This is a genomic window from Lentzea aerocolonigenes (assembly GCF_000955955.1).
Lineage (GTDB): Bacteria > Actinomycetota > Actinomycetes > Mycobacteriales > Pseudonocardiaceae > Lentzea > Lentzea aerocolonigenes_A.
Genome location: NZ_JYJG01000225.1, coordinates 1 through 13,190, shown reverse-complemented (window position 1 = coordinate 13,190; position 13,190 = coordinate 1). Strand labels below are relative to the sequence as shown.

Below are 13,190 nucleotides of genomic sequence, written 5' to 3'. Positions count from 1 at the left end.
TCTTACTGGAGGGGAACCATGCGCATCGCGCTTGCTGTGATGGCGGCGTTGTTGCTGCTCACGGGCACGGCTTCGGCCACGCCCCGACACATCGCGGCTTTATCGCCGTCGCTGCACCCGGAAGGCGTGCAGTGGGATCCGGCCCGCGGACAGTTCCTGGTCAGCTCAGTGCGCCACGGCACGGTGTCGCTCGTCAGTCCGTCGGGCCACGTCCGGCCGTTGGTCACCGGTACGCGGATGGTGTCCACGTTCGGCATCCAGGTGGACCGCGGCCGCGTGCTCGTCGCGTACGGGGACATCGGCCTGGGCGAACGGTCGGTGCCGGGCCAGTCCGGCCTCGGGATCTTCGACCTGCGCACCGGCCGTGTCATCAAGTTCGTCGACGTTCCGAACGGCGCCAACGACGTGACGGTCGACCCGCTGGGCAACGCCTACGTCACCGGCCCGGCCGGCGACACGATCTGGAAGGTCTCGCTCTCGGGCGAGGTCACGGCGTTCGCGTCGGACCCGAGGCTCGCGGCGACCATCGGCAACAACGGAGTCGTCTGGGACCCCAGGGGATTCCTGGTCACCGGCAACTACACGACCGGCGCGCTGCTCAAGGTCACGCGTGGCCACGTGGAGGAGCTGCCCGCACCTCGGTTGCTCGGCGCGGACGGCCTGACGCTCACTCGCGACGGCCTGGTGGTCGTCACGAACACCCTGGGCGCGCCGGGCAAGAACGCCGTCACCCTGCTCGACACCCGCACGTGGCAGATCAAGTCCCAGCGCGACTGGCCGACCGCGCCGACCACCGCGGCCCGCACGCCGCACGGCACCTACGTGGTGAGCGGCAACCTGGATGTGCTGCTGAAGGGCGGCACGACGGACGAGTTCAGCCTCGACCGCTAGCGAGCCGCAGCCTGCGGAGCACGCGGTCGATCTCGGTGATGACGACCGTGATCTCGTCGCCGACCAGCGGCGCGGAGGTGAGGTCCTGTTCGTGGACCAGACCCTCGATGCCGTCGGCGACACGGACGAAGACGCCGATCGGGACCACCTTGGTGACCTGACCGCGCATCTGCTGTCCCACCGCGCTCTTGTCGGCGAACGCCTGAAAGGGGTCCGGCTGCGTTGCCCGCAACGACAGCCGGGCCTCCATGTTCGACGTGTCGTACTGGAGGAACTCGGTGGTGACGCGCTGTCCGACCCGCACCACGTCACCGGCTGCGTCGATGTACCGCCAGGTCAGTTCCGGGATCGTGACGAACCCGACGCCCGGGAAGACCGGGTGGTCAGGCCCTTCGTCCAGCTTCACGAACACGCCGAACCGCTCGATCGCCGCAACCTCACCGGACATCCGCCGGCCGGCTTCCAGCGAGCTCAGGAACGCCTCGAGCTCGGGGTGCTCCCGCGGGTTCACGAGCCACCCAGGAACTCGACGAGCAGCCGGTTCACCTCGTCCGGCCGCTCCAGATAGCCGATGTGCCCGCAGTCGGCGACCTCGGCGTAGCGGGCACCGGGGATCGCGTCCGCCACCTCGCGTGACAGGCGGGGTGGCAGGACGAGGTCGTCGGCGAACCCGATCACCAGCGAGCGCACGGTGATCGCGCGGTAGGCGTCGGCGCGCGGCTCGAAGTCGTTCAACGCGAGCTGCGCGCGCTCGCCGGGGCCGAGTGACGAGCCCGCGAACTCGTACAGCTGCAGCCAGTCGCGTGCGATGGCCGGGTCGGACAGCGTGGCGGGGGAGACGTTGCGGGCCACGGAGGCCGCCGCGTAGAACGACGGCGGCACCTCGATTCCCTTGTCGTACAGGTCCATCAGGCTGCGCGACCAGGCCTGCTGCACCGGCTCGGGGCGCGAGGAGGTCGCCATCATCACGGCGGACGAGACGAGATCCGGGCGAGCGAGCGCCAGTTCCTGCGTGACGCGAGCGCCCAGCGACGTGCCGATCACGTGAGCCGGGCCGCCCAGGTGCGAGATCAGCGCGGCCGTGTCGGCGACCATGTCGTCGATCGTGAAGCCGGCACCGCACTCCGACGAAGGCCTGATGCCCCGGTTGTCGAAGTGAGCGACCCGGTAACCGGCCTTGACCAGCGCGGGCACCTGGTAGGTGCGCCACACGCGGCCGGGACTGCCGGTGCCCATGACCAGCACGACCAGCTCGCCCGACCCCTCGGTCCGGACGTTCAGCTCGATGCCGTTCAACGGGACGATCGCCATGCTCAAGATCCTAGAAGCGGCACAACGCCTTGATCTCCGCCGCGTGAGACGGATAACGCGCGCACAGCTCGTCCGCGTGCCCGAATGACACGATGTCGTCGGTGTACGGCGGCACCACCACCGTGCCCACCAAAGACCAGTCGCCAGCCGGCGCGCTGCCCTGCCACACACCCGCGGGCACGACGACCTGAGGATTCGCGGCCGACAACACAGGCTGCGAAACAGATCCGTCCGGGAAGAGCAGCAGCATCTCCAACGGCGACCCGGCGTGGAAGTTGTAGATCTCCAGGTGCTTCAGCACGTGCATCCCCGAGAAGTCGGGCTTCTGCAACAGGTACGCGATCGCGGACACCTCGTCGGAGCGGTGCGTCTGCGCGAAGTACCCGCCCTCCACAGGAAGTTCCCGCATGCCGAGCGACTCGATCAACTGCTCAGGGGTCACGTCATCTCCGGAAGCGGTGAACCGTGCACGACGACCATGCCCTTGCCGAGCCGCTTCGCCGTGTACATCGCGGCGTCCGCGGCACCGAGCACGTCGTCGGCCGTAACAGTGGGATCGTACGAAAACCGTTGCGCCACACCGATGCTGGCGTGCACGCGGTGGATCCGGCCGTGCACCTCGTGCGGATGGCTGAGAGAGGCCAGCAACCGCGCGCCGATCTCGTCGGCATCCCCGCCGTCGACCAGCACGCCGAACTCGTCGCCGCCCAGCCGTGCCACGGTGTCCTCGGGCCGGACGCTGTGCTCCAGCCGTGCCGCGACGTTGCGCAGCACGTAGTCACCCTCGGCGTGCCCGTGGTTGTCGTTGACCGCCTTGAACCCGTCGACATCGATGAACAGCAGGATCAACGGCCGCGACCGGTCCCGGACGGCCAAAGCGCGATCCAGCCGTTCGCGGAACAAGGAACGGTTCGCGACGCTCGTCAACGGGTCGTGCGTCGCCTCGTGCCGTAGCTGTTCGCGAGAGATGCGGAGCTGGTCCATCAACCGGACGTTGTCCATCATCGTGAGCAGCTGACGCACGATCACGAAGCACACCACGGCAAGCCCGACGTAGATCTCCATCGGGTTGAGACGGCCGCCGGTCGCCGTGTTCCACAGGACGAACAGCCCGGTGATCGCGAGCGGCAGGTACGGCACGAGCAGATGCAGCAGATCGGCCATGCGCATGCGGCCGGACGTGGGTTCGAGATTGCGGACCGGCGCCAGCGCGCTGAGGAGGAAGAACGCCGGGCACAGCATGAACCCGATGTCCGCGGTCGCCGGGATCGCCGTGATCCCCTTCGAGATGTAGAACGCGAACACCCAGCCCGACGACGACTGCGCGACACCGGCCAACGCCACGAACAGCATCGGCCACTGACGCACGGACTGATGCGTCCACGACATCACGACGATGGCCACGAGCAGCACGAGGTACGCGGCGGGATGTGCGACCACGGTGGCGAAACCAGGGCCCTCGGTCGCCCACGCGCGGGTCAGCGACTCCAGCGCCGACACCCACGTCAGCACGAACAACGACCCGATCACGATCAGCCCGTCCAGCACCACGATCAGCCCGTCCAGCACCACGACCGTGCGGCTGCGGTAGTTCGGCAGCAGGTCGTCGGCACGGCGTTGCTGCGCCTTCACGACCAGCGCGGCCAGGCACAGGACCGGCACCATGGTGAACCCGAGCGGCGCGATCGTCGTCGACGGCAGTTGCACACCCAGGATCTGCTGACCCCAGATCCACGCCGACAGCCCGATCGTCAGGCTCGTCATGGCGGCCGTCATCCACGCGTTGCGTTGGCGCGCATAAGCAAAAAGCGCTGCCACGGCGAAGAGGAGCTGCACGACCTTGTCGATCGCGATGCCGATCTCACGCGGCACGGCGAGGGCGGTGAGGATGGTGACCGCCATGAAGGTGCCGACGCACCCCACAACGAGCCAGAACCGCTTCACCGCATCTCCTGTGATCGAAACCCGACCACCGTAGTAACGGCGACCTGGACTTGTCGAACCGTGTCGGTGCTCAACACCCTTCCGTGCACCGGATATGGTTTCGAACTGTTGTTCGTTCCGGTCGTGGGGAGCTGTTGTGCGGGTGTTCGGGGTCGACCCCGGTCTGACCAGGTGCGGCTTCGGCGTGGTCGACGGCGGGCCGGGCCGGACGGTGCGCGCGGTCGCCGTCGACGTCCTGCGCACGCCCGTGGACGCTGATCTGTCCGTGCGTCTCCACGAGCTGTACATCGGCGTGTGTGAGTGGCTGGACCGTTATGAACCTGAGGTCGTCGCCATCGAACGCGTCTTCGCCCAGCACAACGTCCGCACCGCGATGGGGGTCGCGCAGGCGTCGGGCGTGGTGGCGCTGGCGGCGGCGCAGCGGGGGCTGCCGGTCGAGTTCCACACGCCGTCCGAGGTGAAGGCGGCGGTCACGGGGTCGGGCCGCGCGGACAAGGCGCAGGTCACGCTCATGGTGACGAAGCTGCTGGGGCTGAAGGTGGCGCCGAAGCCGGCCGACGCGGCGGACGCGCTGGCGCTCGCGATCTGCCACCACTGGCGCGCGCCGATGCGCAACCGCATGCAGGAGGCGCAGGCCAAGGCGGCTGAGCTGGCCCGCGTGCACAAAGCCCGGCTCGCCGAAGCCGCCAAGCGCACGAACTAAGGTCCAGCGAGTGAAGTCCGGAGGAACCAGGTGATCTCGTCACTGCGCGGCCAGGTGCAGCACGTCGGCCTCGACCACGCCGTCGTCGAGGTGGGCGGCGTCGGGTTCGCCGTCCAGATGACGCCGACCACGCTCGCCACGCTCCGGCGCGGTGAGGAGGCCAGCCTCGCCACCACCCTGATCGTCCGCGAGGACTCCCTGACGCTGTTCGGGTTCGCCGACGCCGAGGCCCGTGAGCTGTTCTCCCTGCTCCAGACGGTCAGCGGCATCGGCCCGCGGATCGCCCTCGCGACGCTCGCCGTGCTGGAACCGGACAAGCTCCGCCACGCGCTCGCCGAAGGCAACATCACCGTGCTGACGCAGGTCCCGGGCATCGGCAAGAAGGGCGCAGAACGCCTCATCATCGAGCTACGCGACAAGGTCGGCGCCCTCCCGACGCCCAGCACGCCCGCGCACAGCCAGACGCGTGACCACGTCGTCGAGGCCCTCCTCGGCCTCGGCTTCCCGGCCAAGGCGGCGGAGACGACCGTCGACAACGTCCTCGGCGAGAACCCGGACCAGTCCACGTCCGCGGTCCTGCGCAGGGCGCTCGCCACCCTGGGGCGCAAGTGACCGGCGACGAGTTCCAAGAAGACGAGCTCAGCCCGTACGCGGTCCCGGCCGAGCGCGATCTCGAGACCAGCCTGCGGCCTGCCGACCTGAGCGAGTTCGTCGGCCAGCAGCGGGTTCGCGAGCAGCTCGAACTCGTCCTGCACGGCGCCATGCGGCGGGGCACCGCGCCGGACCACGTCCTGCTCAGCGGCCCTCCCGGCCTGGGCAAGACCAGCCTCGCCATGATCATCGCCAAGGAGCTCGGCAGCCAGATCCGCATCACCAGCGGCCCGGCGTTGGAACGGGCGGGCGACCTCGCCGCGATGCTGTCCAACCTCGTCGAGGGCGATGTGCTGTTCATCGACGAGATCCACCGGATGGCCCGGCCGGCTGAGGAGATGCTGTACCTCGCCATGGAGGACTTCCGGGTCGACGTCGTCGTCGGCAAGGGACCCGGCGCGACCAGCATCCCGCTCGACATCGCGCCGTTCACGCTGGTGGGAGCCACGACCAGGTCCGGATCGCTGACCGGACCCCTGAGGGACCGGTTCGGCTTCACCGCCCACATGGAGTTCTACCAGCCGGAAGACCTCGATCTGATCGTGAAGCGCAGCGCCAAGATCCTCGGCGTCGACGTGCACGACGACGGCGCCAAAGAGATCGCCGGCCGCTCACGAGGCACGCCCCGCATCGCGAACAGGCTCCTGCGCAGGGTCAGGGACTTCGCCGAGGTCAGGGCCGACGGCAGGGTCACGGAGGAGATCGCGAAACAGGCCCTGCAGGTCTACGACGTCGATCAACTGGGACTCGACCGGCTCGACAGGGCGGTGCTGAGTGCCCTGGTCAGGAGCTTCAACGGAGGGCCCGTCGGGGTGTCCACCCTCGCCGTCGCGGTCGGTGAGGAGCCGACCACGGTCGAAGAGGTGTGCGAACCGTATTTGGTGCGGGCTGGCATGCTGGCCCGGACACCACGCGGCCGAGTGGCGACGCCCGCCGCGTGGCACCACCTGGGGCTGGAACCGCCCGCCGGTGATCAACTGTGGTGACCTGGCACAATCGGTGAAAGCACCTGGACATATCGGACGTGCGTCGAGGTACGTCCACTTGATCGGAGAATGATGGGCAGTCTTTCGTCTTTGATGTTCCCGTTGCTTCTGGTTCTGCTGGCGGTGCCGCTGTTCCTCAGCGCGCGCAAGCAGAAGCGCGCGATGGCCGAGCAGCAGAAGCTGCAGAACGACCTCGCTCCCGGCGACAAGGTGATGACGACTTCGGGTCTCTACGGCACCGTCGCCGACGCGAGCCACGACACCACCATCGACATCGAGATCTCCGAGGGTGTCGTCACCCGGTGGCTGCGCGCCGCCATCCGCGAGAAGGTCGTCGACACCGATGAGGCCGTCGAGGAGACGACCGACGAGCCGGTCGAGGCCGAGGTGACCACCGCACAGGTCGCCGAGCCCCTGGACCACAACGCCAAGAAGTAACCGCATAAGCTCGGCTACCTGGAGTTGGCAACTGTGAAATCCGCCGACTCCAGGTAGTGACGCGCAGCTCACGCGGCGCGCGTTACGCTGCGCGCTCGGAAACCATCGCTACTAGGAGACGGACGGATCGTGGCACCTCCGGCCGGGCAAATTCGCCCTGCGAAGTATTTGGCGAGTTTTGTCCTCATCGTGGTCGCTCTTTACGCCCTGGTGTTCCTCACCGGGAACGGTTCGGCCAAACCCAAGCTCGGTATCGACCTTCAGGGCGGCACCATCGTCACGCTGACCGCGCGTCAGGTGGACGGTGCCCAGCCCAGCGAGGAGGCGCTGGACCGCGCACGTGACCTCATCGAGGTCCGTGTCAACGGTCTCGGCGTGTCCGGTGCCGAGGTCGTGCGCGACGGCAGCAACCTGACGATCACCGTGCCCGGCGCGGACAGCGAAGGGGCGAAGGGCCTCGGCCAGACCGCCCGCCTGTCGTTCCGCAAGGTCCTGGGCCAGCCGATTCCGGCCGGTGCCGCCCCGAACACCGAGCCGCCGTCGTCGAGCACCCCGCCGTCGAGCGGCACGAGCACCCCGCCGTCCTCCGGTCAGACCGTCGCGCCGCCGCCGTCGAGCGGTGCCCCGCAGGGCCGCCCCGCTCCGAACCTGGCCGCGCAGCCGTCGAGCACGCCGCCGTCGAGCAGCTCCGCCCCGTCGTCGAGCACGCCGCCGAGCACGCCGTCCGCTCCGTCGAACGTCGACCCGAAGCTGGCGAAGGAGATCCAGGAGGCCAAGGCCCTGCGCCAGGCCACCGACCAGTCGATCCTGCAGCAGGCCGCGCTCATGCTCGACTGCTCGAAGCCGGACCCGCTGCGCGGCAACGACGACCTGGACAAGCCGCTCGTCACCTGTGGCGAGAAGGGCGCGTACAAGTACATCCTGGCGCCGGTCAACCCGCCCAAGGAAGACACGCAGACCAAGCCGGACGACTACTCCACGTACTCCCGCCTGTCGGGTGAGGACATCAACAGCGCCGCGGCCAACAAGAACCCGAACGGCACCGGCTACGTCGTCAACCTCGACTTCAAGTCCGACGGCGGCATCAAGTGGGGCAAGTTCACCTCCGCCAACGTCCAGCAGGCCGTCGCGGTCGTGCTCGACGGTGAGGTCATGTCCGCGCCGACCATCCAGTCGGCCATCACCGGCGGCTCCACCGAGATCAGCGGCAAGTTCACGCTGAAGGAGGCGCAGAGCCTCGCGAACACGCTGAAGTACGGCGCGCTGCCGCTGTCCTTCGACTCCTCCGAGGCGCAGACGATCTCCCCGACGCTCGGCCTGCAGTCGCTCAAGGCGGGTCTGATCGCCGGTGGCATCGGCCTCGCGCTGGTGTTCGTCTACTGCATGTTCTACTACCGCCTGCTCGGCATCATGACGATCCTGTCGCTGGCCCTGTCCGGCGTGATCGTCTACGGCGTGCTGGTGCTGCTGGGCCGCTGGATCGGGTTCACCCTCGACCTCGCCGGCATCGCAGGTTTCATCGTCGCCATCGGTATCACCGCCGACTCGTTCATCGTCTTCTTCGAACGACTGAAGGACGAGGTGCGCGAGGGCCGGACGTTCCGCTCGGCCGTGCCGCGCGCGTGGGTCCGTTCGCGCCGCACGATCCTCTCGGCCGACGCGGTCAGCTTCATCGCCGCCGCCGTGCTGTACGTGATCGCGGTCGGTCAGGTGAAGGGCTTCGCGTTCACCCTGGGCATGTCGACGGTCCTCGACCTCGTGGTCGTGTTCCTCGTGACGCACCCGCTGGTCGCGGTGGCCTCGAAGTCCAAGTTCCTCTCCAACCCGAACCTGTCCGGCCTGGGTGGTGCCGCACGTGAGGGTGCGGCTCACCGCGCCGCCGTGACCGGCAAGCCCGGCACCGTGAAGGAGGCCTGACATGAGCAACGTGTTCACGCGCCTCTACGTGGGCAACGGCGCTTTCGACATCGTCGGCAAGCGCACGCGCTGGTACATCACCTCCAGCATCATCCTGCTGATCTGCATCGGCTCGATCGTCTTCAAGTGGTTCAACCTCGGCATCGACTTCGAGGGCGGCACGAAGGTCTCGATGCCGTCGATCTCCCAGTCCGGCCAGGTCATCTCGGTGGCGTCCGTAGAGGACGCCTACGCGAAGGCCCTGCCCGGCAAGAAGGCGAACGCCGTGCAGGCGGTCGGCAAGGGTGACAGCGCGACGATCCAGATCAAGTCGCCCGCGCTGAGCGTCGGTGAGGTCGCGACCCTGAAGGGCGCGCTCGCGCAGGACACCAACCCGAAGGGCGGCCAGGGGGCGATCTCCGACAGCGCCGTCTCCGCGTCGTGGGGTGGTGAGATCAGCGGCAAGGCCCTCTGGGCCCTCTTCTGGTTCTTCGTCGCGGTCACGGTGTTCCTGGCGTTCTACTTCGAATGGCGAATGGCCGTCGGCGCGCTCGTCGCCGTCTTCCACGACGTCATCATCACCGCGGGCGTGTACTCGCTCATCGGGTTCGAGGTGACGCCGGCGACGGTGATCGGTCTGCTCACCATCCTCGGCTTCTCCCTGTACGACACGGTCGTCGTGTTCGACAAGGTCAAGGAGAACACCCGAGGCCTGCTGGGCCTGACCCGCCGCACGTACGCCGAGGCTGCGAACCTCGCGCTGAACCAGACCCTGATGCGCTCGATCAACACGTCGCTGATCGCGCTGCTACCGGTCATCGGCCTGCTGGTCGTCGGCGTCGGCATCCTGGGCGTCGGCACGCTGCAGGACCTCGCGCTGGTGCAGCTCGTGGGTATGTTCATCGGTGCGCTGTCCTCGATCTTCATCGCCACCCCGGTGCTGGTCGACCTGAAGATGCGCGACCCGAAGTACATCTCGCAGGCCAAGCGCGTGGCCGCCCGCCGCGCCAAGGCAGCCGGTCCTCAGGTCGCCGAGGGCATCGAGTCGGTCGACGAGGACGCCCTCGCCGCCGACCTGCGCCAGGAAGAGGCGATGGCCGCCGCCGCGTCGGTGCCGCACCGCACCGCCAAGGCCGCGGACTCGCGCCGCCGCCCGACCGGAAAGCGTCAGCGTTGAAGTTGGATCGTGCTCTGGGACTGATGCGTGAGGTCCCCGACTTCCCCCTGCCGGGGGTCGTCTTCCGGGACCTCACGCCCGTCCTCGCCGACCCGGACGCCCTGCGCGCCGTGGTCGACGCGCTGCAGGACAAGATCGACGACAGCACCCAGGTGATCGCCGCCATCGAGTCGCGCGGCTTCCTCCTGGGTGCTGCTCTCGGCTACGGCTGGCGCTACGGCGTCGTGCCGCTGCGCAAGCCGGGCAAGCTGCCGGTGGTCGCGGACTCCCAGTCCTACGACCTGGAGTACGGGACCGCGTCGCTCGAGCTGCCCGCAGACGCCATTCAGCCCGGTCAGCGCGTTGTCGTGGTCGACGACGTGCTCGCCACGGGTGGCACCGCCGAGGCCGCCTGCGCCTTGGTCGAACGCGCCGGCGGCATCGTGACCGGGGTGTCCGTGGTGCTGGAGATCGCAGCTCTGGGCGGGCGCACGCGGCTGGCCGGCCGCGACGTGCAAGCTCTGCTCAGTGTGTAACTGCGCGTCGCCGCTCTTCCACGTGGAGTGATTCTGCCGCTAGCTTTTGCGCGGTAAGTCGACTTCATCCGATTCTGGGGGAGCATCTCGTGCGCAAGATCTGGGGGATCGCCGCTGCCGTGGCGATGGCTGTGGGTACCGGTGTGGCGGTCACGCCGTCCGCGATGGCGGACCCGTGCGGCTACTTCGAAGCGCCGTCCGGTGGCGTGCAGTGGGCTTTCTACAACCACTGCGGCCCGACGACCGTGATGATCAAGGTTCGCAACAACTGGCCTGCCGCGAACTACAACCAGTGCGTGCGGCCCGGCACCACGCCGCTGCGGTACGACGCGGCCACCACGGACTTCGCGTGGTACATCGGCGAGCCGAACTGCACTCCCTGACGGGTTCGTGATTTTTCTGAGAGGGGCGGCGCCGCGGCGCCGCCCCTCTCGGCGTTCTAGCGGGGCATCAGGAAGGCGACGGCGAACACGAACAACAGCACGTGCAGCGCGAACCACGTCACGCCGAAGATCGGCAACGCCACGAGGATCATCAGCGTCGGTTCGATGCGCGCCTTGATCACGCGCATCAGCGCCCACAAGAGCGTTGTGCTGATCGCCAGTACGACGGCACCGCCGACGGCCGCTACGAGCGTCATGGGCGCGTCTGTCCCGGTTCGCACCTCCGCGATGCCGAACGCGACCAGAAGCGCGACGTACCAGACCGACGCGCCGAACAGGCAGTGCGCGAGTGGCGTTCTCTGTTCAACAGGCGTGTGCATCAGGTCCCCCCCCCAGGACGTGTGGTTCAGCTCGTGATCGGTACGACGAAGCGGTAGGCGACGACGACCGTCAACGCCCACAGGAAGTAGAAGATCGGCGGGCCCAGCAGAATCAGCCGCCATGCCAGATGCCGGCGAAGGCCAGGCAGTGCCAGTGCGGCCGCGGTTTCGCCGGTGCGTGCATGTTCAGGTCCCCCCAGGACAGGTTTCGATGATGTCAGCTCGGGGGCGGCGGCGCCACGAAGGCCGCGCTGATCGTGACGAAGACCAGGGCCACGATCGACACCAGGAACGTCCACACGGCCAGCTGCCACCACTGGGCCCTGCCTGCTCCGCGGAACAGCAGCCAGCTCGCGGTCGTGGCCAGCAGCCAGGCGGCGATGGAGCCGGCGAGGGCTCGTGAGTCGAAGTTGGTGGGGTCGTCGAGCGCAAGGAACGCCATGGTGCCGAGCCAGACGGTGTTCATCGCGGCGCACCACAGCAGGGTTCTCACGCCGGTGAGTCTCTCATCGGTCATCTAGAGAGAGATGAACAATAACGGCGCCTATGGTTTTAGGTAGTCCATTCACCCGAATGTGTATGGTCTGACGTGCTTTTATCCCGTGATCTTGCAGTACGGTCGAACACATGAGCGATCACCCTGCGACGGAAGAGCCAACACCCGTTTTCACCCGAATGAGCCGGTCCGTGGACCGAGGGCAATCTCTACGGTCGGCCGCATGACTGCGATCACCTCCACCGCTTACAGCCGCGACCTGGGCGACGAACTACGTCGGCTGCGCGAGAAGTTCACGACGCTGACCGGTGCCTCCTTCGCCGAGGAACTCGGCTGGGACCCGAGCAAGGTCTCCAACATCGAGAACGGCAAGGCGCGTGCGAGCGAGATCGACCTGATCCAATTCATGATGAAGTGCGGCCGCGACACGGAGTTCTTCGAACGCTTCCGCGACCGCTACCGCTACGCCTTCGACCCGTACGTGTTGCTGGTGCCCGACAACCTCCGCACCCTGGCCATGACCGAGGCCAGGGCAGAGAAGATCACCACCTACGACGTGCTGTCGGTTCCCGGCCTCATCCAGACGCCCGAATATGCGCGGACACTGCTCGCGAGCGGCAACAACACCCCAGAAGACATCGACAAGTTCCTGAAATGGCGGATGGATCGGCAGGCGATCCTGAAACGGGTGCAACACCGGCCGGAGTGCGTCTTCTACGTGCACGAGCTCGCCCTTCGGCTGCACGTGGGCGACGAGCAGGTCATGGAGGAGCAATACCTGCGCATGCTTTTCCGCACGCACATCCTGAGGATCGTGCCGATGTCGGCCGGTCCAGGCCCGATCCGGATGTCCGCACGGATGCTGTTCAGGTCCGACAAACTGGTCCCGGTCGCGTACAGCGAAACCGACATGGCCAGGGTGTTTGCGCATGATGGTGCCGCCATCGCGCAGAGCCGCGAGTTCTTCAAGCGGTTGGATGCCCTCGCCTTGGATGAGGGACAATCGCGGAGCCTGCTGGCGAAGTACGTCAGCACCCTCCGGAAGGACTCGCATGAGCCACAAGCGGAGCTGGCGTAAGAGCTCGTACAGCGGTCCCCAGGGCGACAGCGCCTGCATCGAGGTCTCCCTGGCCGAGGACGCCATCGTGCGTGACTCGAAGGCCACGCGCGGCGACGTGCTGGCCTTCTCGACGCCGGCGTGGCGCGCGTTCGTGGCAACTCTGGCCTGACCGGCCGCGCAGGTCCCTTGGGCGTTGATCGCCGCATCGCCCAGCGCAGCCGACGCGCTCTCACTGCGCGCCTACCTTGCTCCCGCCATGCCGGTGATCGCCTTGCCCCGAGCGGTCCTGTCCCCGCCGCTTGCCGATTCGGCCATGACTGTCCGCCTGGGGTGCCCGCTGACGCGGGATGCGGTGGGTG

At 67.8% G+C, this 13,190-nt stretch carries 17 protein-coding genes; 11 read left to right on the top strand and 6 right to left on the bottom strand.

What is annotated here, in order from left to right; genetic code table 11:
* Positions 1-18 precede the first annotated feature (18 nt).
* Positions 19-891 carry a hypothetical protein gene (locus UK23_RS27475; protein ID WP_052685109.1) on the top strand — a complete coding sequence of 291 codons (873 nt, stop codon included), beginning with the start codon at positions 19-21 and terminating at the stop codon, positions 889-891.
* Here UK23_RS27475 and UK23_RS27470 read toward each other — a convergent pair.
* The 4 genes from UK23_RS27470 to UK23_RS27455 are packed head-to-tail and all read right to left on the bottom strand — an operon-like array spanning position 875 to position 4,146.
* On the bottom strand, positions 875-1,402 hold the full coding sequence (locus tag UK23_RS27470) for a S1 RNA-binding domain-containing protein (RefSeq protein ID WP_045314546.1): 528 nt from the start codon (positions 1,400-1,402) through the stop codon (positions 875-877). The two genes, UK23_RS27475 and UK23_RS27470, sit on opposite strands and share 17 nt — an antisense overlap.
* Positions 1,399-2,202: an alpha/beta fold hydrolase gene (locus tag UK23_RS27465; RefSeq protein ID WP_045314545.1), complete on the bottom strand. Its 804-nt coding sequence runs from the start codon at positions 2,200-2,202 to the stop codon at positions 1,399-1,401. Before UK23_RS27465 ends, UK23_RS27470 begins: the two co-directional genes overlap by 4 nt.
* A 10-nt stretch (positions 2,203-2,212) precedes the next feature.
* Positions 2,213-2,644, bottom strand: coding sequence for a cupin domain-containing protein (locus tag UK23_RS27460; protein WP_082115016.1), 432 nt, complete (start codon positions 2,642-2,644; stop codon positions 2,213-2,215).
* Positions 2,641-4,146: a GGDEF domain-containing protein gene (locus tag UK23_RS27455; protein ID WP_231114698.1), complete on the bottom strand. Its 1,506-nt coding sequence runs from the start codon at positions 4,144-4,146 to the stop codon at positions 2,641-2,643. Before UK23_RS27455 ends, UK23_RS27460 begins: the two co-directional genes overlap by 4 nt.
* Before the next feature lie 136 nt (positions 4,147-4,282).
* Here UK23_RS27455 and ruvC point away from each other — a divergent pair, with 136 nt between their 5' ends.
* From ruvC to UK23_RS27415, 8 genes are all read left to right on the top strand, one after another.
* Positions 4,283-4,849 carry a crossover junction endodeoxyribonuclease RuvC gene (ruvC, locus tag UK23_RS27450; protein WP_045314544.1) on the top strand — a complete coding sequence of 189 codons (567 nt, stop codon included), beginning with the start codon at positions 4,283-4,285 and terminating at the stop codon, positions 4,847-4,849.
* A 30-nt stretch (positions 4,850-4,879) separates the two neighbouring features.
* Positions 4,880-5,461, top strand: a complete 582-nt coding sequence (gene ruvA / locus UK23_RS27445; RefSeq protein WP_045314543.1) for a Holliday junction branch migration protein RuvA — start codon at positions 4,880-4,882, stop codon at positions 5,459-5,461.
* Positions 5,458-6,486: a Holliday junction branch migration DNA helicase RuvB gene (gene ruvB / locus UK23_RS27440; RefSeq protein ID WP_045314542.1), complete on the top strand. Its 1,029-nt coding sequence runs from the start codon at positions 5,458-5,460 to the stop codon at positions 6,484-6,486. Before ruvA ends, ruvB begins: the two co-directional genes overlap by 4 nt.
* 93 nt (positions 6,487-6,579) lie before the next feature.
* Entirely contained in the window at positions 6,580-6,924 is a 345-nt protein-coding gene (gene yajC, locus UK23_RS27435) for a preprotein translocase subunit YajC (protein WP_045314541.1), read from the top strand.
* A 129-nt stretch (positions 6,925-7,053) separates the two neighbouring features.
* On the top strand, positions 7,054-8,841 hold the full coding sequence (gene secD / locus UK23_RS27430) for a protein translocase subunit SecD (protein ID WP_045314540.1): 1,788 nt from the start codon (positions 7,054-7,056) through the stop codon (positions 8,839-8,841).
* Between the two features lies 1 nt (position 8,842).
* Positions 8,843-9,997, top strand: coding sequence for a protein translocase subunit SecF (secF, locus tag UK23_RS27425; protein WP_045314539.1), 1,155 nt, complete (start codon positions 8,843-8,845; stop codon positions 9,995-9,997).
* A 23-nt stretch (positions 9,998-10,020) separates the two neighbouring features.
* Positions 10,021-10,512: an adenine phosphoribosyltransferase gene (locus UK23_RS27420; protein WP_156213424.1), complete on the top strand. Its 492-nt coding sequence runs from the start codon at positions 10,021-10,023 to the stop codon at positions 10,510-10,512.
* A gap of 89 nt (positions 10,513-10,601) precedes the next feature.
* The gene (locus UK23_RS27415) at positions 10,602-10,895 is read left to right on the top strand and encodes a DUF6355 family natural product biosynthesis protein (protein ID WP_052685108.1); all 294 of its coding nucleotides are present in this window, start codon (positions 10,602-10,604) and stop codon (positions 10,893-10,895) included.
* 56 nt (positions 10,896-10,951) lie between these two features.
* On the opposite strand, the gene UK23_RS27410 is transcribed toward UK23_RS27415, so the two are convergent.
* Together UK23_RS27410 and UK23_RS27405 are read right to left on the bottom strand one after the other, a co-directional pair.
* Entirely contained in the window at positions 10,952-11,275 is a 324-nt protein-coding gene (locus UK23_RS27410; RefSeq protein WP_045314536.1) for a hypothetical protein, read from the bottom strand.
* A 217-nt stretch (positions 11,276-11,492) separates the two neighbouring features.
* Complete coding sequence (locus tag UK23_RS27405) at positions 11,493-11,768, bottom strand: hypothetical protein (RefSeq protein ID WP_045314535.1); 276 nt, start codon at positions 11,766-11,768, stop codon at positions 11,493-11,495.
* Positions 11,769-11,877: 109 nt separating this feature from the next.
* Between UK23_RS27405 and UK23_RS27400 the strand changes: the two genes are divergently transcribed.
* Together UK23_RS27400 and UK23_RS50610 are read left to right on the top strand one after the other, a co-directional pair.
* Positions 11,878-12,849 carry a helix-turn-helix domain-containing protein gene (locus UK23_RS27400; protein WP_156213422.1) on the top strand — a complete coding sequence of 324 codons (972 nt, stop codon included), beginning with the start codon at positions 11,878-11,880 and terminating at the stop codon, positions 12,847-12,849.
* Positions 12,824-13,000: a DUF397 domain-containing protein gene (locus UK23_RS50610; protein ID WP_082115015.1), complete on the top strand. Its 177-nt coding sequence runs from the start codon at positions 12,824-12,826 to the stop codon at positions 12,998-13,000. Before UK23_RS27400 ends, UK23_RS50610 begins: the two co-directional genes overlap by 26 nt.
* Positions 13,001-13,190 lie beyond the last annotated feature (190 nt).

Coding starts and splice junctions, on each gene's coding strand:
- UK23_RS27475 (WP_052685109.1), top strand. CDS start 19: ATGCGCATCGCGCTTGCTGTGATGGCGGCGTTGTTGCTGCTCACGGGC.
- UK23_RS27465 (WP_045314545.1), bottom strand. CDS start 2,202: ATGGCGATCGTCCCGTTGAACGGCATCGAGCTGAACGTCCGGACCGAG.
- yajC (WP_045314541.1), top strand. CDS start 6,580: ATGTTCCCGTTGCTTCTGGTTCTGCTGGCGGTGCCGCTGTTCCTCAGC.
- secF (WP_045314539.1), top strand. CDS start 8,843: ATGAGCAACGTGTTCACGCGCCTCTACGTGGGCAACGGCGCTTTCGAC.
- UK23_RS27420 (WP_156213424.1), top strand. CDS start 10,021: ATGCGTGAGGTCCCCGACTTCCCCCTGCCGGGGGTCGTCTTCCGGGAC.
- UK23_RS27410 (WP_045314536.1), bottom strand. CDS start 11,275: ATGCACACGCCTGTTGAACAGAGAACGCCACTCGCGCACTGCCTGTTC.
- UK23_RS50610 (WP_082115015.1), top strand. CDS start 12,824: ATGAGCCACAAGCGGAGCTGGCGTAAGAGCTCGTACAGCGGTCCCCAG.